Source organism: Onishia taeanensis (assembly GCF_900100755.1).
GTDB lineage: Bacteria > Pseudomonadota > Gammaproteobacteria > Pseudomonadales > Halomonadaceae > Onishia > Onishia taeanensis.
The window spans coordinates 342,086-362,452 of the sequence record NZ_FNCI01000004.1 but is presented as its reverse complement, the minus strand read 5'-3'; the positions used below and the strand labels follow the sequence as shown (position 1 = coordinate 362,452).

The 20,367-nt window shown below is 63.2% G+C and carries 16 protein-coding genes; 7 read left to right on the top strand and 9 right to left on the bottom strand.

From position 1 onward, the window contains the following. Positions 1-23: 23 nt before the first annotated feature. Together BLR71_RS08555 and BLR71_RS08550 are read left to right on the top strand one after the other, a co-directional pair. Positions 24-1,694 (top strand): GMC family oxidoreductase, encoded by a 1,671-nt coding sequence (locus BLR71_RS08555; RefSeq protein ID WP_092525057.1) that lies wholly within the window; start codon positions 24-26, stop codon positions 1,692-1,694. 227 nt (positions 1,695-1,921) lie between these two features. Next, positions 1,922-2,935: an isocitrate dehydrogenase gene (locus BLR71_RS08550; RefSeq protein ID WP_092525055.1), complete on the top strand. Its 1,014-nt coding sequence runs from the start codon at positions 1,922-1,924 to the stop codon at positions 2,933-2,935. A gap of 120 nt (positions 2,936-3,055) precedes the next feature. Here BLR71_RS08550 and BLR71_RS08545 read toward each other — a convergent pair whose 3' ends face one another. Then, entirely contained in the window at positions 3,056-3,583 is a 528-nt protein-coding gene (locus tag BLR71_RS08545; RefSeq protein ID WP_092525053.1) for a CIA30 family protein, read from the bottom strand. A 258-nt stretch (positions 3,584-3,841) separates the two neighbouring features. Between BLR71_RS08545 and BLR71_RS08540 the strand changes: the two genes are divergently transcribed. Continuing rightward, complete coding sequence (locus tag BLR71_RS08540) at positions 3,842-4,960, top strand: alkene reductase (RefSeq protein WP_092525051.1); 1,119 nt, start codon at positions 3,842-3,844, stop codon at positions 4,958-4,960. A 151-nt stretch (positions 4,961-5,111) separates the two neighbouring features. Here the strand turns inward: BLR71_RS08540 and BLR71_RS08535 are convergent, their stop codons facing one another. Further along, on the bottom strand, positions 5,112-6,386 hold the full coding sequence (locus tag BLR71_RS08535) for an O-acetylhomoserine aminocarboxypropyltransferase/cysteine synthase family protein (protein ID WP_092525049.1): 1,275 nt from the start codon (positions 6,384-6,386) through the stop codon (positions 5,112-5,114). Between the two features lie 195 nt (positions 6,387-6,581). Between BLR71_RS08535 and BLR71_RS08530 the strand changes: the two genes are divergently transcribed. Next, positions 6,582-7,016 (top strand): DUF3617 domain-containing protein, encoded by a 435-nt coding sequence (locus tag BLR71_RS08530; protein WP_092525047.1) that lies wholly within the window; start codon positions 6,582-6,584, stop codon positions 7,014-7,016. Positions 7,017-7,050: 34 nt separating this feature from the next. Here BLR71_RS08530 and BLR71_RS08525 read toward each other — a convergent pair whose 3' ends face one another. The 3 genes from BLR71_RS08525 to BLR71_RS08515 form a co-directional block, all read right to left on the bottom strand. After that, a complete protein-coding gene (locus BLR71_RS08525; RefSeq protein WP_092525045.1) occupies positions 7,051-7,467 on the bottom strand; it encodes a SpoIIAA family protein in 417 nt (138 codons plus the stop codon). A gap of 121 nt (positions 7,468-7,588) precedes the next feature. Next, complete coding sequence (locus BLR71_RS08520; RefSeq protein WP_092525043.1) at positions 7,589-10,687, bottom strand: efflux RND transporter permease subunit; 3,099 nt, start codon at positions 10,685-10,687, stop codon at positions 7,589-7,591. After that, positions 10,687-11,832 (bottom strand): efflux RND transporter periplasmic adaptor subunit, encoded by a 1,146-nt coding sequence (locus tag BLR71_RS08515; protein WP_092525041.1) that lies wholly within the window; start codon positions 11,830-11,832, stop codon positions 10,687-10,689. The genes BLR71_RS08520 and BLR71_RS08515 overlap by 1 nt, the downstream gene beginning before the upstream one ends. Before the next feature lie 363 nt (positions 11,833-12,195). Here BLR71_RS08515 and BLR71_RS08510 point away from each other — a divergent pair, with 363 nt between their 5' ends. Together BLR71_RS08510 and BLR71_RS08505 are read left to right on the top strand one after the other, a co-directional pair. After that, positions 12,196-13,377 (top strand): BaiN/RdsA family NAD(P)/FAD-dependent oxidoreductase, encoded by a 1,182-nt coding sequence (locus BLR71_RS08510; RefSeq protein ID WP_092525039.1) that lies wholly within the window; start codon positions 12,196-12,198, stop codon positions 13,375-13,377. A gap of 81 nt (positions 13,378-13,458) precedes the next feature. Continuing rightward, on the top strand, positions 13,459-14,391 hold the full coding sequence (locus tag BLR71_RS08505) for a CHAD domain-containing protein (protein ID WP_092525037.1): 933 nt from the start codon (positions 13,459-13,461) through the stop codon (positions 14,389-14,391). A gap of 62 nt (positions 14,392-14,453) precedes the next feature. On the opposite strand, the gene BLR71_RS08500 is transcribed toward BLR71_RS08505, so the two are convergent. The 4 genes from BLR71_RS08500 to BLR71_RS08485 form a co-directional block, all read right to left on the bottom strand. Next, positions 14,454-14,771: a YqjK family protein gene (locus BLR71_RS08500; RefSeq protein ID WP_092525035.1), complete on the bottom strand. Its 318-nt coding sequence runs from the start codon at positions 14,769-14,771 to the stop codon at positions 14,454-14,456. Continuing rightward, positions 14,752-15,159: a phage holin family protein gene (locus BLR71_RS08495; RefSeq protein ID WP_092525033.1), complete on the bottom strand. Its 408-nt coding sequence runs from the start codon at positions 15,157-15,159 to the stop codon at positions 14,752-14,754. Before BLR71_RS08495 ends, BLR71_RS08500 begins: the two co-directional genes overlap by 20 nt. Then, positions 15,159-15,491 carry an ElaB/YgaM/YqjD family protein gene (locus BLR71_RS08490; RefSeq protein WP_092525031.1) on the bottom strand — a complete coding sequence of 111 codons (333 nt, stop codon included), beginning with the start codon at positions 15,489-15,491 and terminating at the stop codon, positions 15,159-15,161. The genes BLR71_RS08495 and BLR71_RS08490 overlap by 1 nt, the downstream gene beginning before the upstream one ends. Positions 15,492-15,592: 101 nt before the next feature. Beyond that, complete coding sequence (locus tag BLR71_RS08485; protein WP_092525029.1) at positions 15,593-16,552, bottom strand: phospholipase A; 960 nt, start codon at positions 16,550-16,552, stop codon at positions 15,593-15,595. Between the two features lie 330 nt (positions 16,553-16,882). On the opposite strand from BLR71_RS08485, the gene mscK reads away from it, so the two are divergent. Continuing rightward, positions 16,883-20,365, top strand: a complete 3,483-nt coding sequence (mscK, locus tag BLR71_RS08480; RefSeq protein WP_422730764.1) for a mechanosensitive channel MscK — start codon at positions 16,883-16,885, stop codon at positions 20,363-20,365. Positions 20,366-20,367: the final 2 nt, after the last annotated feature.

Below are 20,367 nucleotides of genomic sequence, written 5' to 3'. Positions count from 1 at the left end.
GGCATACCCAGCGAGAGCACGCCATGGCTGATCAAACCAACAACACCAACACCCATGCCTTCGACTATATCGTGGTGGGCGCCGGCACCGCCGGCTGCCTGCTCGCCAATCGCCTCAGTGCGGACCCTGCCAACCGGGTGCTGTTGATCGAGGCCGGCGGGCGAGACAACTATCACTGGATCCACATTCCGGTGGGCTACCTGTACTGCATCAACAACCCTCGGACCGACTGGCTATTCCGTACCGAGCCCGATCCGGGCTTGAACGGTCGCTCGCTGATCTATCCGCGCGGCAAGACCCTCGGTGGCTGCTCCAGCATCAATGGCATGCTCTATCTGCGTGGTCAGTCCCGCGACTATGACGGCTGGGCCGAGCTGACCGGCGACGATGCCTGGCGCTGGGAGAACTGCCTGCCCGACTTCATGAAGCACGAGGATCATCATCGCCTGGATGAAGGGGGCGACGCCGACGCTGAACACCGTGACTTCCACGGCCATGGCGGCGAGTGGCGTATCGAGAAGCAGCGCCTGAGCTGGCAGGTACTGGATGACTTCGCCACTGCGGCGGTGGAATCCGGCATCCCTCGCACCCGCGACTTCAACCGTGGCGACAACGAGGGGGTGGACTATTTCGAGGTCAACCAGCGCTCGGGCTGGCGCTGGAATACCTCCAAGGCCTTCCTGCGGGGCGTCGAGCGGCGCGGCAACCTGACGGTCTGGCATTCCACCCAGGTGATGGGGCTCGACTTCGCGTCAGACGAGGGCGGCGAGCCCCGCTGTTGTGGGGTCACGGCCGAGCGCGCGGGAGAAAGGGTCGTGGCGACGGCAAGTCGCGAGGTGGTGCTTTCCGCCGGTGCCATCGGCTCGCCGCAGCTGCTGCAAATCTCAGGGCTAGGTCCTAAGGCGCTGCTTGACGAGCATGGCATTCCGGTGGTGTCAGACCTGCCCGGCGTGGGCGAGAACTTGCAGGACCACCTGCAGATTCGTTCGGTCTACAAGGTCAAGGGTGCCAAGACGCTCAACACCATGGCCAGCACGCTATTTGGTAAGGCGAAGATCGGACTGGAATACGCCCTGAAACGCACCGGGCCGATGAGCATGGCACCGTCCCAGCTGTGTGCCTTCACCCGAAGCTCCAAGGACTACGAGCATCCCAATCTCGAGTATCACGTCCAGCCGTTGAGCCTCGAGGCGTTCGGCCAGCCGCTGCATGATTTTCCGGCCATCACGGCAAGCGTGTGCAACCTCAACCCGACCAGTCGGGGCACGGTGCGCATCAAGAGTCGCGATCCGCGTAAGGCGCCGGCCATCTCCCCCAACTACCTGAGCACGCCGGAGGATCGTCAGGTCGCCGCCGACTCGCTGCGGGTCACGCGCCATATCGCCGCTCAGCCGGCCTTCGCCAAGTACGAACCCGAAGAGTTCAAGCCGGGGGTGGAGTATCAGAGCGATGACGACCTGGCACGGCTGGCCGGCGATATCGGCACCACCATCTTCCATCCGGTAGGCACCGCCAAGATGGGACGCGATGACGACCCCATGGCGGTGGTGGACTCTCACCTTCGGGTCCGGGGGGTAACCGGCCTGCGCGTGGTGGATGCCAGCATCATGCCGACCATCACCAGTGGCAATACCAACTCGCCAACCCTGATGATTGCCGAGAAGGCAGCGGGCTGGATCCTGGCAGCGCAATGAACCCGATAGGTATTTGCGAGAAAACCGCGGGCTATTTAAAGGCTAGCTATTTGGCTGGCTACGTCGATTCTTCCCATGTGGCACTAGTACTACACTGGCGTTATGTACGTCCTTCTTAGACGTTGTGCCTAGTCAGGGGGGCCACATTCTGACACTCTCTTGCCCCTTGCAGGCGTTAGGATAAAGACGACGCTGAGCAATTGTTCCCACATCCAAGGAGACTCGCTATGCCCCAGACTATCGCCGTCATCAAGGGAGATGGTATTGGCCCTGAGATCATGGATGCCACGCTCAAGGTGCTCGATGCCCTGGACTGTGGCTTTGAGTATGACGTGATCGAGGCGGGCCTGGGGGCCTTGGAGAAGCACGGCACCTTGATTCCCCAGGCATCGCTGGATAGCATCGCCAAGCACGGCCTGGCCCTCAAAGGCCCGCTGACCACGCCGGTAGGCAAGGGGTTCTCGTCCATCAACGTTCAGCTACGTCGCCATTTCGACCTGTACGCCAATGTGCGCCCGGCGATCAGCTTCCCGGGCACGCGGTCGCGCTACGATGACATCGATCTCATCACCGTGCGCGAGAATACCGAAGGCGCCTACATGGCCGAAGGCCAGAGCCTGAGCGAAGACGGCGAGACGGCGGTCGCGAGTATCAAGACCACCCGCAAGGGCTCCGAGCGCATCGTGCGTCATGCCTTTGAGCTTGCACGTGCCAAGGGGCGCAAGAAAGTCACGGCGGTCCACAAGGCCAACATCATCAAGTCCAGCTCCGGGCTCTTTCTCGATGTTGCTCGAGAAGTCGCCAAGGATTTTCCTGAGATCGAGTTCCAGGAAATGATCGTCGACAATGCCTGCATGCAACTGGTGATGAATCCGCATCAGTTCGACGTCATCGTCACCACCAACCTGTTCGGCGATATTCTTTCTGACCTGTGCGCGGGTCTGGTCGGCGGCCTGGGCATGGCGCCGGGGGCCAACATTGGCAAGCAGGCGGCGATCTTCGAGGCAGTACACGGCTCGGCACCGGACATCGCCGGCAAGGGCGTGGCCAATCCCTGCGCTCTGCTGCTGGCCGCAGCGGAAATGCTGGACTACCTGGACATGAACGATAAAGGCACGCGGATTCGTACCGCCATCCGCGAGGTGCTCGAGAGCTCTCGTGAGGAAGTCACACCGGATCTCGGCGGCAGCGGTACCACCGAGACCTTCGCTAACGCCCTGGTAGCGGCCGTCAGCCGCTAAGCGCCCGCCCCAATCTCGCCCTGGGGGCTGCCCAGGGCGACGTGCCGCCTCCTTGCTCTGCTCCCCGTCTGGTCTTGAACGCCTGTCATTGCGCGTCTGTCTCGGCAGCTATCTCGGCAGCTATCTCGGCTGCTCGGCGTCAGCCGACGCCGCAGAGGCAACCGTGGCCACCCGTTTTACCCGTAGGCAGAAAGGCCCGGCGATGCGATCGGCAATCAGGAAGCCGATCTGGTGAATGTCTTCCGGCGCTAGGGGCGGGGCGTCATTCAGCACGGTGCCGCGCCTCACGGCCTCGAATGCCGCCCATGGGAAGGTGAGCGTCTGCCAGGCATCCGTTGACGGGGTGAAGATCACCCGATAAGCGCTGGAATCGCCAAGCGCTGCGCTTTTCAGGCGCAGTTGATAGCTGCGTCCATCGCCGCGCACGGTGATGGCGATGCCCTTGGCCTGGGCAAAGCCTGATTCAGTACCATCCGGTTGGCGGCGGACCGATGCAAACCCACCGCCGTTCTCAAGCGATATCTCGCCATGAAAGCGCCCCTCGCCCTGCGAAACGCTGAACCCACTTTGCGAGATGCCGCCCATCACGCCGTCATTCACCGCATACCAGCGCTCTTGCTCATGCGGGTCGTCGAATTCCAGTTCCATCATCGCTCCTTTCAACACTGCTCTTGGTACTACTCACGGTACTACTCTCGCCTCGCCTCACCTCACCGCCAGGTTGTGGCGCTGCCAACATCGTTGGCATGCAAGGCTCGCTGACCGTCATTGATTTTACTTAATGGGCTAATAATTAGCGTGGGGTAGTCAGCTCTCCCAGCTTGCTAGTAAACTGGTCTAATCAAAGCAGGCGAAGATCGCATCTTGCGAATCACGCCTTGAATCTATTGTAACGGGAGTTGCCGAATGGCCCACGATACGCTGCTGACACCGACCCGCCTGGGTAGCCTGACGCTACCCAACCGCATTCTGATGGCGCCCCTGACCCGTGCCCGCACGCCGGACAGCGTGCCGGGCAAGCTGCAGGAAGCCTACTACGGCCAGCGCGCCGGCGCCGGGCTGATTATCAGCGAGGCGACCAATATCTCCCCGACGGCCCGCGGCTATGTGTATACCCCGGGCATCTGGACCGATGAGCAGGAAACCGGCTGGAAGGGCGTCGTAGATGCCGTTCATGCCAAGGGCGGGCGTATGGCGCTGCAGCTGTGGCACGTCGGTCGCGTATCCCATGAGATGGTGCAGCCCGATGGCCAGGCGCCGGTAGCGCCCAGCGCGCTGAAAGGCGAGGGCGCCCAGTGCTTCGTGGAGTTCGAGGACGGCACCGCCGGCCGGCACGAGACCAGCACCCCGCGGGCGCTGGAAACCGACGAAATTCCCGGCATCGTCGATGACTATCGCCAGGCGGCCATTCGCGCCAAGCGGGCAGGCTTCGACATGATCGAGGTGCACGCCGCTAACGCCTATCTGCTCAACCAGTTCCTGGCCACCGGCACCAATAAGCGCACCGATCAGTACGGCGGCTCACTGGAAAACCGTGCCCGCTTCCCGCTAGAGGTAGTCGATGCGGTGGCCGAGGTGTTTGGGCCCCAACGCACCGGCATTCGCCTGACGCCGTTCATCGAGCTCTTTGGGCTGACCGATGACGAATCCGAGGCGATGACCTTCTACCTGCTGGAGCAGCTATCCAAGCGCGGCCTGGCCTATGTGCACGTCAACGAGCCCGACTGGGCTGGCGGCGATATCAAGTTCAGTGATGATTTCCGTCGTGAGATGCGCGCCCGCTTTACCGGCAGCCTGATCTTCTGCGGGCACTACGACGCCGAACGCGGCGAGCGGATCATCAGCGACGGCATTGCCGATGCGGTGGCGATCGGGCGTTCCTACATCGCCAACCCGGACCTGGTCGAGCGCTTCCGCCTGGGCGCCGAGCTCAACGAGCCGGATCCCGAGACCTTCTATGGTGGCGATGAGAAGGGCTATACCGATTATCCGTTTCTGGATAACGGCTTCGATCGCCGCGCCTGATTGGCGCGGGCCTGGTTAGGTTTGGTGTGACAGCCGAGCCCCAATGCTCTGCTTTTTGGCCCCCTCATCGAGGGGGCTTTTTTGTGGTTGGGTTTATCGATGAGTGCTTTTGGATGGCCGAATTGACGCTGGGCGTGAGCCAAGGGGCCTTTCAGCCCTTGGCGGCGGCCAGGGCCTGATCGATATCGGCGATGATGTCGTCGACGTGTTCGATGCCGATCGACAGACGCACCATGTCCGCGGTCACGCCGGCGGCCTTGAGCTCCTCCTCGTTGAGCTGGCGGTGCGTGGTCGAGGCCGGAATCGACGAGCAGGTCTTGGCGTCGCCGATATTCACCAGGCGCAGGATCAGTTGCAGTGCATCGTAGAAGCGGGCGCCGGCCTCGCGGCCGCCTTCGATACCGAAACTCAGGATGCCTGAGGCACGGCCACCCATGTAGCGCTCGGCGAGGGCATGATCCTTGTGGCTCTCGAGGCCCGCATACTGCACCCAGGTGACTTGCGGGTGCTGTTCCAGATGCTTGGCCACCGCGAGGGTGTTGTCGCAGATGCGCTCGATGCGCAGGGCCAGGGACTCGAGCCCTTGCAGCAGGTTCCAGGCGGCCTGAGCCGAGAGGGCGGCGCCCATGTTGCGAAGCGGCACGACACGGGCGCGGGCAATGAAGGCGGCGTCGCCGACGTCGCGGGTGTAGCTGACACCGTGGTAGGAGACATCCGGCTCGTTCAAGAGCGCGAAACGCTCGGGATGATCGGCCCAGGGGAACTTGCCGGAATCGACGATCACACCGCCCACCGTGGTGCCATGCCCGCCGATGTACTTGGTGGCCGAGTGAATGACGATATCCGCCCCGTGCTCGATAGGGCGCCACAGGAACGGAGTGGGGACGGTATTATCGACGATCAGCGGCACGCCGTGGCGGTGCGCCACATCGGCCAGCGCCTGCATGTCGACCACGCTACCCGATGGGTTACCCACGCTCTCGCAGAAGATGGCCTTGGTGCGTTCATCGATCAGGGCGGCGATGCCGGCCGTGTCGTCCTTGTGGGCGAAGCGAACTTCAATGCCCTGGCGGGGCAGCGTATGGGCAAAAAGGTTGTAGGTGCCGCCATACAGCTCGCTGATCGAGACGATGTTATCGCCCGTTTCGGCAATGGTCTGGATCGCATAGGTGATCGCCGACATGCCGGAAGCCACCGCCAGGCCGGCGATCCCGCCTTCCAGGGCGGCGATGCGCTGCTCGAGGACCGCGCAGGTCGGGTTCATGATCCGCGAATAGATGTTGCCCTCGACCTTGAGGTCGAACAGGTCGGCGGCATGCTGAGCGCTGTCGAAGGAAAACGAGGTGGTCTGATGAATGGGCACGGCCACGGCATGCTGGTTGTCCGGTTCGTATCCGTGGTGCAGGGCGATGGTTTCGAGCTTCATATGGATTCCTGGCAGCTTAAATGAAGGGCAACGATAGGCGGTGGAACATGACGGGTGATAAGACGCAATGCCTCATGCCAAGGACCATATTAGCAGCGGCTTGGTTTTATGCCTTTGGTCCTTCGCCTTAGCTTGGGTTGAGCCTGTATTGAGCTACGCTTGAGGAGCCAACAGCCACCCTCGGAGATGTGCCACATGCCCGCTATCGTTTTGCTCTTTGTTGCCGCCCTGCTGATGCTCCCCCTGCCGGCCATGGCGCAAGGGGAAGCGCCGAATCTGGTACCCGGGATGTGGGCGTTCAGCAGCATGACCCATGTCGAGGGCGACCTGCCGATTCCCGATCAGACGGAATCCCACCAGGAATGTCTGACCGAAGCCGACATCGCCGATGCCCAACGCTCCATGATTCAGGAGCAGGACGGTTGCGAGGTGATCGAATCGACCATCGGCCGGGATCGCATGGATTACCGCATGATGTGTCGTGGTTCCGGCGGTGAGGCGAACATCGATGGCAACATGCGTTTTCTCGGTGAGAGCGCCGAAGGCAGCGTGGACATCGACACCACCACGCCGATGGGGGCACTCAAGATGCACACCACCATCGAGGCTCAGCGCATGGGCGAATGCTGAATAGCCGCGACCGCTGCCATCAATCTATGAGCCGCTAACCGGCCGTTGCCTCGTCGGCATCGGCCGCTTGGGGCGCCTCTGGCAGGTCGCGAACCCATTCCTTGGCCTCATCCCGGTGGTGGGTGTCGAAGATGCGCACCTCGAAGGGTTTGAAGAGATGGTTCTCGAGCGCGGCCAGCGGGCGCAGCCAATCGTGGTCGGTGACCACTGCCGCGCGATGGTAATGGGCCATATCGCCGATCTGAGTCAGACCGTAGCCCAGGTCGCGCAGCATGGCGGTCAGGGTCATCCAGCGCATCTCGTCGATCTCGGTGTAGAGGCTGATTCGGGGATGCGTCTGCTTCAGGGCCTCGATGGCGTCGATGGCTTCTTGCAGGTCATCGGCGTTCACTCGCCCGCTGGCGCGCAGGGCGACAACATGGTTGGCCCCGGAGGGCAGAAATTCGATCATGGCAGTAATTCCTCTTGGCCGGTGGCGGCGGCTGGCTATCAGGCGTGTCGTCTCAACGCTGCTGAAAGCGTCATCTCGTTCTGAAGCATAGCAGCCGCCACGCCGCTGCTCTGGCCAGCGTTCAGCTTTCCATTTCCCGCTCCAGGCGCTGGGCCACCGCCTGCGGCGAGCCGGTGTTCCGGGCCAGCAGGTCGTAGGCCACCGGCACCACGAACAGGGTGAACAGGGTCGCCGCGGCGACGCCGCTGAGAATCACGATGCCGATCACCAGCCGGGTTTCGGCGCCGGGGCCGGTGGACAGTATCAATGGCACGGCGCCGGCCATGGTGGTCACGGCGGTCATCAGAATCGGCCGCAGCCGGGTCACCGAGGCCTCGATCAGGGCATCACGGAAGGCGCTGCCCCGATCGCGTAGCTGGTTGGCGAACTCCACGATCAGGATGCCGTTCTTGGCGGCCAGCCCGACCAGCATCACGAGACCCACCTGGCTATACAGATTCAGCGACTGCCCGGCGAGATAGAGCCCCAGCAAGGCGCCGCACAGCGCCAGCGGCACGGTGAGCATGATCACCAGCGGGTGCACCAGGCTCTCGAACTGACCCGCCAGCACCAGGAACACCACCAGCACCCCGAGCAGCAGCAGGAAGGTGGTAGCGCCGCTCGCTTCCATGAAGTCCCGCGAGGCGCCCTTGAGGTCGGTCTGGGCTTCTGGGGGCAGAAGTCGATCGACGCTTTCTTGCAGATAGGCCAGGGCCTCGCCGAGTGGATAGCCTTCGGCCAGGTCGGCCTCGAGGGTGATGGCGCGAATGCGGTTGAAGCGGTTTAGGGTGCTCGGGCCGGCGAAGTCGGTCAGCGTGACCAGGCTTGCCAAGGGAATCAGTTCGCCGCTGCGCGCCGAGCGCACCTGAATACTGTCCAGCGAACGCGGGCTTTGCGTGTCGCTGGGCTCGCCTTCCAATATCACCTCGTATTCCTCGCCGTCATCGACGTAGCGGGTGACGTTGCGCCCGCCAAGCAGTGTCTCGAGGGTACGACCGATCTCGCTGACGGTGACTCCGAGCTCGGCGGCTCGCGGGTAGTCGATATCGACCCGCAGTTGGGGCTGGGTTTCCTCGTAGTCGCTGTCCAGCCCGGTCAGGCGGGGGTTGTCGGTACGGATATGCGCGATCAAACGATCCCGCCAGTCGGCGAGTTCTTCATAGGTGCCGCCGCCGAGCACGAACTGCACGGGTTTCTCCACCCGGCCGCCGAACCCCTGGCGCATCACCGGGAAAGTGCGCACCCCGGGCAGGCCCGAGAGCCGGCTACGAACATCGTCCATGATCGCCCAGGCCGAGCGCCGCTCGCCCCAGTCGGGCAGGCCGATAATCGCAAAGCCGTCGTTGAAGGTCTCGATGTTGCCATAGCCCCGTGGCGCCCGGATCAGCACCCGGTCGACGTCGCCGGCCTCGATCATCGGTAGCAGCCGGGTCTCGATCTCGTTCATGTAGTCGAGCATGTAATCGTAGCTGGCGCCGGGCGGGCCGTTGACCAGCAGGAAGAAGTTGCCGCGATCTTCCTTGGGGGTGTATTCGCGCGGAAGCTCCGCTGAGAGCCAGCCGGCGCCGCCCAGCATGGCCAGAAACACTGCGGCGACCAGCAGGCGCATCTTGAGCACACGAATCAGCACCCTGCGATAAAGATGCTGGCTGACTTCGAGCAGGCGCTGGACGCCGATGGCCAGGCGGCTCTCGTGCATGCCGGGGCTGAGCAGCTTGGAGGTCATCATCGGCGTCAGGGTCAGGGCCAGTAGGCTCGAGATAGCCACGGCAGCGGATAGCGTCAGGGCAAATTCGCCGAACAGCCGGCCGATGTCGCCCTGAAGGAAGCTCAGCGGCACGAAGACCGCCACCAGCACCAGGGTGGTGGCGATCACCGCGAAGGCGATCTGACGGCTGCCGCGGAAGGCGGCCACCAGCGGCGTTTCACCGTATTGCTGCATGCGCCGATGAATGTTCTCCAGCACCACGATGGCGTCATCGACGATCAGGCCGATGGCCAGTACCAGGGCCAGTAGCGTCAGCAGGTTGATGGTGAAGCCGAATACTGCCAGGGCAATGAAGGTGCCGATTACCGCAATCGGTACCGTGACCGCAGGAATCAGCGTGGTGCGCAGGTTGCCAAGAAACAGAAAGATCACCACCACCACCAAGCCCATGGCGATGAACAGCGTCATCACCACCTGGCTGATGGCGCCGGAGACGAACACCGAGGCATCGAAGTTGAGGCGCAGGCTCAGCCCCTCTGGAAGCGTCTTCTGTAGGCGCTCCATTTCGGCGCGCACGCCCTGGGCGAGATCCAGCACATTGGCGGTGGACTGTTTGATCATGCCAAGGCCGACCATCGGCACGCCGTTGCCGCGAAAGACGGTGCGCTCCTCGACGGCGCCGATCTCGACCCTGGCAACATCGCCAAGCCGCACCAGGGCGCCATCGTCGCCTTCGGCAAGCACCAGCCCCTGGAAGTCGTCGGCGGTGGCGAAGCTTCGCGGCAGGCGGACCACGAACTGGCGATCCTCGGAGGTGATGGCGCCGCCGGGCAGTTCGACGTTTTCCTCGCGCAGGGCATCCTCGACGTCGCCAACGCTCAGGTGGCGGGCGGCCAGGGCATTGCGGTCGAGCCAGATGCGCATGGCGTAGTCGCGCCCGCCGCCGACGCGCACCTGCGAGACCCCGGGCTGCACCGACAGCCGGTCGACCAGGTAGCGGTTGGCGTAGTCGGTGAGTTCGGTCATCGAATAGCCTTCCCCTGACAGGCTCAGCCACACCACCACTTCCGAGCTGCTGTCGGCTTTCTGGATCTCGGGAGGCTCGGCCTCATCCGGCAGGTTGCCCCGGGCCCCCGATATGCGGTCGCGCATGTCGTTGGCCGCGGCGTCGATGTCCTGGTCGAGACCGAACTCGACGGTGATCTCGGATTCGCCATCCTTGCTCGACGAGCTGATGGTCTGAATGCCCTCGATGCCGGAGATACGGTCTTCGAGCACCTGGGTGATGCGGGTCTCGACGACGCTTGAGGAGGCGCCCGGGTAGCGGGTGTCGACGCTGACGATGGGCGGGTCGATGGCCGGATATTCCTGGAGCGGCAAGCGCTCCAGCGCCAGCAGACCGAAGGCCACGATCAAGGCGGCCAGCACGCTTGCCAAGACCGGGCGTTGGACGGCAATATCGGACAGGCGCATCAGGCGTCATCCGCCTTGGCTGACGCGGCCACCGCTGGTCGGCTGCGGCTGAGAATCTCCGCGACGCTGGTTGACTCATCGACGATGCCCAATACCTCGACGGCCTGCCCATCGCGGGTGGACTGGCTGCCATGAATCACCACCAGATCGCCGGCGGACAGACCGTCCAGCACTTCCACACGTCCGGCGCGGCGGGCGCCGATGCTGACATCACGAAGGTGCGCCGTCATCTCGGCCTCATCGATCACCAGCAGCGACTGACGGCGCCCTTCCGGAATCAGGGCGGCTTCAGGCACCACCAGCGCCTGGCGTGATGCGCCGTCCAGAGTGATTTCCATCAGCATACCGGGGCGCAGCCATCGCTCGTCGTTGGGTAGCTTGGCGCGGACCGTGACGCTGCGGCTGACTGGGTCGATGCGGGTGCCGATGCTTTCGATCTGGCCCTGAAAGCGCTTGTTGGGGTAGGCCGGGCTATGCGCCGTGAGCGGTAGCCCCCTCGACAACAGGCTGATGCGACTCTCAGGCACCTGGAAATCGAGCTTCACTACATCGAGTTTGTCCAGCGTCACTAGGGCCATGCCGGGTGTGACCAAACTGCCGACGCTGATATTGCGAAAGCCCACCTCGCCATCGAACGGCGCGCGCAGCCGGTGTGCCGCCAACCGCGCCTCGATTTCATCGATCTGTGCCTCGACCTGCCTCAGCTGCGCCTGGCTGTCCTCGACGTTGGCCCGGGGCGCCAAGTTACGAGATTGCAGCTGGCTGGCGCGTGACAGCGCATTGCGCCGCTCGTCGCGCAGCGCCTGGGCGGCTCGCAACTGCGCCTGCTCCTCGCTGTCCTCCAGACGGATCAGCTCGTCGCCGGCGCTAACCCGCTGTCCATCCTCGAAGCTCACCTCGCTGATGATCTCGGTCACGGTCGCAGAAAGCGTCACGCTTTCATCCGCCCGCAGCGTGCCCAGCGCTTCTAGCTGCTCCGACCAGGTGCGGGTGTCGGCACGGGCGGCAATCACCGTGCTGGGAGATGCTTGTGCCTTTGCTACTGCGGGCAGCAAGGCCAACAGAAGCGCGAGCCACAACGCCGCCAGGGGCGAGCGGCGTGTCGTCCGTGCGAGCGGCAACCGTCGAGGGAGTAGCGTTGGCATTGATAATCGCAGCAAGGTGGCGTCTCTTGGTCGGGGCTAGAGGGTCAGAGCTATTTGCCTAGCAGTAGGGTAGTGGTTGGACGTCGTCGCCTCGTGAGTCTTCATCGGAAGAGGTACCGATGCCAATGACTGTGCTTGAAACCTATACATACCTTATACGCGACGGGTGCATAAGACAATCTGTCGACAAGACACGTACAAGAGCCCGCCATGGCCAGTAACGTGGCGCCTGGACCGACCCTCAGGGCTTGTATGGTCAGCCTAGTCTTAAGGCCAGCGTGACATGAGCCGGAAGATCACCAGGGTTCCCTGCCGCTCTGGTACCATCTCGCCTTTGTTCCATGGCTCCAAGGGTGATGCTGCATGACTTCCCAACCCGATGTGGTGGTGATCGGTGCCGGTGCGGCCGGGCTGATGTGTGCGCTGACCGCCGGTTACGCTGGCCGGCGGGTGCTGCTGATCGACCATGCCAACAAGGCTGGCAAGAAGATTCTGATGTCGGGTGGTGGTCGCTGCAATTTCACCAATATGGCGACGGGGCCCGGCAACTTCTTTTCCGGCAACCCGCATTTCTGCATTTCGGCTCTGAAGCGCTACCGGCCGGAGCACTTCGTCGAGCTCGTCGAGCGCCATGGGGTCGAGTACGTCGAGAAGGCGCCGGGACAGCTTTTCTGCGCCGATTCGGCCAAGGACATCGTGCGCTTGTTGCTCACCGAGTGTGAGTGGGCGGGTGTCGAGGTCAGCCTCAAGACTCGCGTCGACTCCATCGAGCGACGGGGCGAGGGGATGCGCCTTGAGACCTCGCTTGGGCGCATCGACACCGGTGCCGTGGTCATCGCCACCGGTGGGTTATCGATCCCCAGCATGGGCGCCACCGGCTTTGGCTACGACATCGCCCGCCAGTTTGGTCTTGCGGTCACCGACACCCGGGCGGCGCTGGTGCCCTTCACCCTGACATCGCAGTGGAAGGAGCGCGCCGCGGCGCTTTCCGGCGTTAGCTGCGAGGTGGCGGTCAAGTGCCGTGACGGTGCCTATCGGGAACCGATGCTGTTCACCCATCGCGGACTCTCCGGGCCTGCCATGCTGCAGATTTCCAGTTATTGGCAGGCCGGCGATGAACTCGAGATCGACCTGCTGGCGGGAAAAAATGCCTTCGAGGCCTTAGCCCAGGCGCGCCGTGAAACCCCCAAGCGGCGCCTGTCGACCTGGCTTGGCGAGCGTTTTCCCAAGCGCTTCGCCCAGGCGTTGAGTGAGTGGTATGGCGAGGATGCTGCGCTTGCTGAGCTGTCCAATGCGCGTCTAGAAGACTGGCAGGCACGCCTCAATCATTGGTCCATCAAGCCGGCGGGCACCGAAGGCTGGCGCACTGCTGAGGTCACCATGGGCGGCGTCGATACCCGTGGCGTGTCGTCGAAGGACTTCGCGGTCAATGGCCTGCCGCAGCTGCGCTTCATCGGCGAGGTGCTGGATGTGACCGGCGAATTGGGCGGCTACAATTTCCAATGGGCCTGGGCGTCGGGGGTGGCCTGCGGGCAGTCGCTCTAGGCCCTTTAGGTCTCTGGGGCAAATGGCGGTAACCGCCGAGTCGCTGTTGGCTCATCGTGTCTATCGCATAGGGGGAATGCCATGGCGTTTGCACTTCGGCTGGACCGGGCCATGCAGGCCAACCTGACAAGAATCGGCGATCGCCAGTTGCGCAAGGCCCTGGCTGAGTTGGCGATCGCGCCGAGCGATCCGCGACTGGCCGATCATGTGCATCAGGTCCGCAAGCGGATGAAGATGCTGCGGGGGCTGCTGCGCCTGATGCGTGATGCCATGCCGCCCGACATGTATCGCCGAGAAAACGCGGCCCTGCGTGATGCGGCAAACGCCCTGTCGGGCTCGCGGGATGCGCAGGTGTGCATCGACACCTTCGATATCCTGGTGCCCCCGGAAACCCTGAATGACGAGGCCCGCCAGCTTGCCCCCGTGCGTGAAGCGCTGGTCGCCGCACGCGACCGGCTGCTCGCCGGGGCGGAGGCCGGAAAGAACCAGAACGGAAACGGGGATAACACCGCCGAACACCTGGCCTCGGCCCGCGCAGAACTCGAGGCGGTGCGCGAGCGGCTGCCAAGTTGGCGGCTGACGGAAAAGGGCTTCAAGGCCATCGCCGGCGGCTTGAAGACGGTCTATGGCCGAGGGCGCACGGCGTTCAATCAGGCGTATTCCAGCGGTGATGATGGCGACTTCCACGAGTGGCGCAAGCAGGTCAAGTATCACTGGTATCACATGCGCCTGCTTCACCCGCTCTGGCCGGCGGCTCAGCGTGCTCGCGCCAAGGAGCTCAAGTTGCTGGCTGAACGACTGGGCGACGAACATGACCTCACGATGCTGCGGGAGGAGCTGCTGCGCCTGGAGGGCTTGGAAGAAGGGATTGTGGCGGAACTGGAGTGGCGCGCGTCGCGCCGTCAGCTCACCCTGCGGGAAGATGCGCGAAGGCTCGGTGGCCTGCTGTATGCCGAATCACCCAAGGCCTTATGCCGCCGCTATCGGCGTTTCTGGAAGGTGGCGAGATCCTGAGCCTAGGTGCCTGAGTCAGGTCCTCGACAGCTCGGCCCCTGATAGCTAGGTCATAGGCGCCGTTACTTGACAAGGCGGCGAAGGCGCCTTGCCGTCAAAGCGAGTCCGAGCGCACGCCCGGCGAGGCGCCTGACCCCTTTGGGGCGACGCAGGCTGCGCCAGGCTATCAGCCCGGCAGCCCCATACAGCGGGGCTTTCCAGCGCATCACGGCATGATAGAGGGCATCGATGCCGTGGGTGGCCTGTCGCCAGTGTTCGGCGTTGACCAACACATCGATACGCTGCTGCTCGATGCGGGTTTCAAGCTGCGCCTTGCGCTCGGCAAGGCTTGCCTTATCGGTGCTTATGCGGGCAGCGGTATTAGCGCTCGGCTTGGGCATGCTGTCGCTCCTCGTTCATGAGCTCGCGGTCGGTGGCGAGATGCTTGAGCGTGCTCTTGAGAAGGGTCGGTCGTCTGGCGAGGCGACGCACCCAAAGCGCCATGGCCAGGCCACTGCCCAGTAGAGCTAGCGCGCAGGCGACGATGGCTTCCAAGCGATAGCTGTCCCAGAACACCACGACCACCAGCAGGGTCAGCATTGCCAAGCCCAACAGCAGCAGCAGCAGGCTGACCCCTGCCAGCAGCAGTAGGGTGATCAGGCGAGCCTTCTCCTCTTCGAGCTCTACCACGGCGAGACGCAATCGCGTCTCGCCGCTGGCAATCAGGCTGCCGATCAGTCGCCGGGTGGCCTCGAATACGCGCTCTGCCGGTCCCTGGCCCTCAGCCATTAGCGCCGCCCGATCAGCATGCCGATCACGACGCCGACACCGGCACCGATGCCGATGCTGGTCCAGGGGTTAGCGTGGACGTACTTGTCGCACGCATCGGCCTGTTCGCGCACATTGTCGCGGGCATTGCCGTAGAGCCGTTCGCCCCGGGCTTCCAGGTTAGCGCGGGTATCTTTTAGGCGCTGCTCGGCACGCTGGCGCATTTCCTTGATATTGCTGCGTGAATCATCCGCTGTGGCGTTCACCAGCTCCTCGAGCGTGTTGGTCAGGTGCTCCAGGTCGCTCTTTAGCTGGTCGGTGCTGGCATCGATATTGGGCGTGCGGTTAGCCATTCGAGTCTTCCTTTGACGGTTGGGAAACGTGTTCAGCATAGCAGTCTGGGACCGCGGACAGCACCCTTCGTCATGCATGTCCGTGGTGCCCTTGCCGATGCTTAGCGTGCGTTGGTGAAGAAAGAGTTGAGGCTGAAGCCAATGCTAAGGCGATTGTTGTTGTTGTCATAGTCGACCAGACTCTCACCGTAGCCGTGGTAATACTGGATATGCCAACGCATGCTGTCGGAGAGGGGCAGCGAATAGTCGAACTGATAGCCCATGTGACCGGCACCGGGGTTGCCTCGCACCAGCAGGCTGGCTTCGTGATTGTCATTCAGACGCCTTGCCACGGTAATGTCGCCATATCCCATGTAGCGCTCGATGTCCGGGTTGTCGTCTTCCTCTTCGGCCTCCGGGATGCGCCAATGGGGCGCTACACTGACCACCCAGTCTCCGCTCTGGAAGATGCTTTCCAGATAGAGCCGGTTCCAGCTACGTGACAGCGGCTCCGAGCGGCCGTTGGACTGGTGATTGAACGCAAAGCGGTTCTGGATGTTGGTCCAGCCCAGCATCGACATATCGTTGTCGAAACTGACGAAGATCTCTGGCTCGAAGTTGGTTTCCCGGAAGGGCGAAGAGGCCTCTGAATTGTAGGCCTGCCACCAGCTGCGCTGGGTGTAGGCGAAGTACAGGTCGCCGTTGTTGCCGAATACATTGTCGGCTAGCTTGAACTTGGCGCTGAACTGGAACTTGACCTCGGCATTGCCCACTTCCGAGTCGCTGATCGAACGGAAGTCCTCCTGGTTGGGGTTTGTGTTGTAGCTCCAGGGGAAGAGGTAGTTGCGGCGATAGGCGGTAATCGCGAAGGGATTATTCTCGGATTCCTCCTCCAGTTCGCGCCGCTGCTCGGCTTCTTCCAGGGCACGCTGGGCCGAAAGCTGGTCGGTCATCTCTTCCTGAGTCAGCGGCTGGTTGGTCGCTCGCCCCTCGGTGTCGCTGTCTTGTGCGACGGCTTCGCTTGCCAGTGTGCTAGCGCACAAGGCCAGGGCGAGCGCCTTGAGTGGCTTGGGCATGGCCATGTTCTGATTCCTGTCGGTCGCCTATCGAGCTCTGTTTCTACCATGACGTCAGGCCAAGTCAATCGTTCTCGTTATCTCTCGGGCGTTTTCAGTGACTTTCTCAACGACTTTCGCAACGACGTTCTCAACGACTTTCGCAAGGGCGTTTTCCCTCGCGGGGAAGAGGCGATATGTCGCGGTCGCGCCGAGTTGTGGCGATCCTCGTGGCGATAGACACTGCTATGCAAGGATTCGCTCGGCACCGTCTATCATGGTGGCTCGGTGGCGTGTCTAGGCGCCGCTGAGAAACATGGCGGAATATGCGTTGAGTGAAAATGCGGAGGTAAGGCCGTGGGGCAGGTGAATGGGCATGGTCTTGCGCCAGGAGATGCGGCGCCTTGGGCAAGGAGGGTCGTCCACGCTAAGTGGTGGGCACTACTGGTGCTTCTCGTGCTGCTGGCCTTGACTGGGCAGGCACCGGCGCAGGACGCCTCGACGCCCGATCTGCCGAGTATCGCGGCCTTGAATAGCCGTATTCAGAGCCTCGAGCCTCAGGAAGGCGCGACCCTTGATGAGGCCACGCAGCGTGATCTAGAAGCGCTCAAGTCGACCCGGCAGACGCTTTCCAAGTGGCAGGACATGCAGGCCGATATGGCGGCACTGGAGAAGCGGATCGCCAGCTCCCCGGCGGATATCGAGGCGCTGAAACAGTCGCTGCAACACGACCTTTCTCCCGCGTCGGACATGACCCTTGAGTCACTCGACTCGCTTGCGACAGCGGATCTGGCCGCTCGCCTTCAGGATGCCCTGGATACGCTGCAGGGACAGCAAGATCGCCTGAGCGAGGTCAATACGCAGCTGATCAACACCCAGACGCTGCCCGAACGCGCCCAGCAGAGTATCTCTGATGCGATGCGTGCACTCGAGAGCAGCCGCCAGGCCCTGGAAAACCTGGCCGATGTGCCGGCCGATAATCCTCAACGGCTGCAGCGACTCGCCGAGATGCGCCTGGCGGATCTGACCGTGCGCTATCAGCAGAGTGCGCTGAATGCCAACTCTCGCCTGCGTGAACTCGCCCAGCTTCGCCAGGACCAGCTCAACCGACAGATCGCCCAGCAGGAGGCCCGCCTGGCCATGCTGCAGGCGGTTCTCGACCGCAAGCGGCGGGATCAATCCGAGCAGGCCATCAAGGAGGCGGCGGCCGGCGGCGCCCAGGTGGAAGCCGAGCACCCAGTGGTCAAGCAGGCGCAAGAGGTCAATCGCGAGTTGAGCCTCGAGCTATTGAAGGCCACGGAGCTTTCCAACACCCTGGCCCGCGATGGGCTGGAGGTGCGACGCCAGCTCGACCGCGTGCGCCAGCTTCAGCGGACCCTGAATGAGCAGATCGACGCGATTCGCGGCAGCCTGCTGCTGTCACGCATCCTGCGCGAACAGCGCCGCCTGCTGCCGCAGGTCGAGCAGCGTCGCAACCTCAAGGACGACATCGCCGACCTGCGTCTCAAGCAGTTCGAGCTGGGTCGCCAGCGTGAGGCGCTTCGCGATACCACTGCCTTGGCAAAAGAGGAACTGGCGGCGGCCAAGGTCGAACCCTCGGATGCGCTGATCACTGCCCTGGAGAGGATTTATCGATCGCGGCGAGAGTTGGTCGACCAAGTAGAGCAAGCCTATGGCGAGGAGCTGAGCGCGGCCATTGATTTGCAGCTCAATCAGCAGCAGCTGCTGGCCCTCAGCAGGCAGCTGCGCACGACGCTCGACGAGCAGTTGTTCTGGGTGGCCAATAGCCGTCCGCTGGACCTGGGCTGGCTGGGGCAGATACCGGCGCGGCTGGCCGACACCTGGGGGCATGGCGCGTGGCGCTCGGCATTTTCCTTGCAGTGGCCTGGGCTTGGAAGTCTGGTGGGGCTGCTGCCGCTATTGTTCGCCGTCGTTCTCTTCCTGCTGCGTCCTCCGATCAAGCGACATCTGGTACTGCTCAGTGACAAGATCGGACATCTCAAGTATGACACCCAGGCCCTGACCCCGAAGGCGATAGCGCTCAATGCGCTGTTGGCAAGCCCCGGCCCGCTGGTGCTGGCGTCGCTGGGCCTGGTGCTGCTGGTCGGGCAAGTTGGCCTGGCGTCGCGGCTAGGCATGGCGCTGGTTCAACTGGCACTGGCCTGGGGCAGCATCGCCTGGGCGAGGCGGCTGCTGGTGCGCGATGGGGTGGCGACGCGGCATTTCCTGTGGCCATCGGCCTACGCGGAGCGGCTGTCCAGGCTGCTGCATTGGCTGGGCCTGTCGCTGGTGCCGGTGCTGATGATCGCGAGCGTGGCCCGCGGCGGCGAAATCACCCTGTCCGAGTATCCGCTGGCCTTGTTGCTGATGCTGTCGGGCCTGGCTGGCATGGCGGTGGTGCAGAGCAAGCTGATTGCCGCCCATACGCCTTTTTTCGGCGTCTTGCTGCTGCGATTGCTGGTCGGCCTGGCGCTGGCGGCGGTCCCGCTGCTGCTGATGTGCCTGATCATCTTGGGGTATGAGTACACGGCCCTGAGCTTGGTGTCGCGTTATGTGATCACGCTTTATCTGCTGGGAACCTGGATCGTGGTCGAAGCCTCCGTGGTGCGGGGGTTGGCAGTCGCGGCGCGGCGCTTGGCTTACCGGCGCGCATTGGCGCGTCGCCGGTCGCTGAAGCGCGATGAGTCGGGAAACGGCATGGAGGTGGTCGAGGAACCGCCGTTGGACATGAATCAGGTCAATCAGCAGTCATTGCGCCTATCCAAGCTCATCCTAGTGCTGGGGCTGGCGATGCTGTTGTATCTGATATGGGCGGATCTTTTAAGCGTGCTTGGCTACCTGAACCAGGTGGCGGTATGGGCCGGAGAGTCGGGCGCCGGTGGCGAAGGCGGGGTCGCCGCGGGGATCAGCGTGGCAGACGTCTTCATCGCCCTGGTGACGGTGGCCTTGACGATGATGCTGGCGCGCAACCTTCCCGGCCTGCTCGAGGTGATGGTGCTGTCGCGGCTGGCGCTCAAGCAGGGCAGTGCCTATGCGATCACCTCGCTGTTGTCTTATGCGATCGCCGGGGGTGGGGTGGTGATGGCGCTGGGAACCCTCGGCGTGAGCTGGGACAAGTTGCAGTGGCTGGTCGCTGCCTTGGGGGTGGGCCTGGGGTTCGGGCTCCAGGAAATATTCGCCAACTTCATTTCGGGCCTGATCATTCTCTTCGAGCGGCCGGTGCGCATCGGCGACACCATCACCCTTGGCAACCTGCATGGCACCGTCAGCCGCATTCGTATTCGTGCCACTACCGTTACGGACTTCGACCGCAAAGAGATCATCATTCCCAACAAGACCTTCGTCACCGACCAACTGATCAACTGGTCGCTATCCGACAACGTCACTCGGGTGGTGCTCAACTATGGGGTGGCCTATGGCTCGGACCTGGCGCTGGTGCATCGCCTGCTGCGCGAGGCGGCCAAGGGGAATGCCAGGGTGCTCAAGGACCCGGAGCCGCAGGTGTTCTTCCTGCAATACGGTGCCAGCACCCTTGATTTCGAACTGCGCATCTTCGTCAATTCATTGACCGACCGGCTTTATGCGGCGGATGAAATCAACGTCGAGATCGCGGCGCGTTTCCAGGAGCACGGTGTCGAAATCGCCTTCAACCAGCTCGATGTGCGCCTGCATGATGCCAAGGGTGGGCCTATCGAGTGGGGAGCGCCGGCCGTCCGCGAGAGGCAAGCCGACAGGCAGGATGACAGCGACAAAACGCGCACCAGTCGGGGAGAGGGCTCGCCTCGTCTCGGCAAGCAAGACCGCGGCATCTTGGATGATGGGCCAGAGGACGAAGGCTAGCG

What these genes read in the sequence shown, in the direction of transcription:
- BLR71_RS08490 (WP_092525031.1), bottom strand. Translation starts at nt 15,491, where the DNA reads ATGGCTAACCGCACGCCCAATATCGATGCCAGCACCGACCAGCTAAAG.
- BLR71_RS08510 (WP_092525039.1), top strand. Translation starts at nt 12,196, where the DNA reads ATGACTTCCCAACCCGATGTGGTGGTGATCGGTGCCGGTGCGGCCGGG.
- BLR71_RS08485 (WP_092525029.1), bottom strand. Translation starts at nt 16,552, where the DNA reads ATGGCCATGCCCAAGCCACTCAAGGCGCTCGCCCTGGCCTTGTGCGCT.
- BLR71_RS08515 (WP_092525041.1), bottom strand. Translation starts at nt 11,832, where the DNA reads ATGCCAACGCTACTCCCTCGACGGTTGCCGCTCGCACGGACGACACGC.
- BLR71_RS08495 (WP_092525033.1), bottom strand. Translation starts at nt 15,159, where the DNA reads ATGGCTGAGGGCCAGGGACCGGCAGAGCGCGTATTCGAGGCCACCCGG.
- BLR71_RS08530 (WP_092525047.1), top strand. Translation starts at nt 6,582, where the DNA reads ATGCCCGCTATCGTTTTGCTCTTTGTTGCCGCCCTGCTGATGCTCCCC.
- BLR71_RS08520 (WP_092525043.1), bottom strand. Translation starts at nt 10,687, where the DNA reads ATGCGCCTGTCCGATATTGCCGTCCAACGCCCGGTCTTGGCAAGCGTG.
- BLR71_RS08555 (WP_092525057.1), top strand. Translation starts at nt 24, where the DNA reads ATGGCTGATCAAACCAACAACACCAACACCCATGCCTTCGACTATATC.
- BLR71_RS08525 (WP_092525045.1), bottom strand. Translation starts at nt 7,467, where the DNA reads ATGATCGAATTTCTGCCCTCCGGGGCCAACCATGTTGTCGCCCTGCGC.
- BLR71_RS08505 (WP_092525037.1), top strand. Translation starts at nt 13,459, where the DNA reads ATGGCGTTTGCACTTCGGCTGGACCGGGCCATGCAGGCCAACCTGACA.
- BLR71_RS08500 (WP_092525035.1), bottom strand. Translation starts at nt 14,771, where the DNA reads ATGCCCAAGCCGAGCGCTAATACCGCTGCCCGCATAAGCACCGATAAG.
- BLR71_RS08540 (WP_092525051.1), top strand. Translation starts at nt 3,842, where the DNA reads ATGGCCCACGATACGCTGCTGACACCGACCCGCCTGGGTAGCCTGACG.
- BLR71_RS08535 (WP_092525049.1), bottom strand. Translation starts at nt 6,386, where the DNA reads ATGAAGCTCGAAACCATCGCCCTGCACCACGGATACGAACCGGACAAC.
- BLR71_RS08545 (WP_092525053.1), bottom strand. Translation starts at nt 3,583, where the DNA reads ATGGAACTGGAATTCGACGACCCGCATGAGCAAGAGCGCTGGTATGCG.
- BLR71_RS08550 (WP_092525055.1), top strand. Translation starts at nt 1,922, where the DNA reads ATGCCCCAGACTATCGCCGTCATCAAGGGAGATGGTATTGGCCCTGAG.